1 protein-coding gene is annotated in these 396 nt (G+C 62.1%); it reads right to left on the bottom strand.

Going from position 1 to position 396, the window contains the following annotated elements; all coding sequences use genetic code 11:
- A partial coding sequence (locus tag AC1DN9_RS30095) for a type IV secretion system protein (RefSeq protein WP_478106024.1) occupies positions 1-305 on the bottom strand: 305 nt, incomplete at its 3' end.
- Positions 306-396 lie beyond the last annotated feature (91 nt).

The following is a 396-nucleotide window of genomic DNA, read 5'->3' as shown; positions in this document are numbered from 1 at the left end:
GACCGGATCACGTTGTTCGCGAGACCCACCATGAAGCTGAGCACCGCCAGCGAAAACACCGTGCCGATGCCGTAGAACAGCCACTTGCTGAACAGCGACTTCGTCTGCTCGAACAGCAGGCAGATGATGAACAGCGGCCCGAACCCCACGAACAGCGCAATCGCGATCTTGTTGAGCAGCAGAATCGACCCGCCGACCAAGCCCGGCCCGGCAATGCCGATGCCTGAGAACCACTTGGCGCGCTCCTTGGCGCTGTCCACGGAGGGATCACCGCCGCTCGCCAGCGTATCGATCGCCGAGAGCATGCCCTGCAGTAGGCGAGGTTCTTGTCGATGCTCTGGTAGGGGCTGACGGAGTCCTGCGAGACCAAGGATGTAATGGCGCCGGCGGTACTAC

The organism is Variovorax sp. 05L425, from assembly GCF_056397705.1.
The sequence above is the reverse complement of the archived record's forward strand: the minus strand, read 5'-3'. Positions and strand labels throughout refer to the sequence as shown.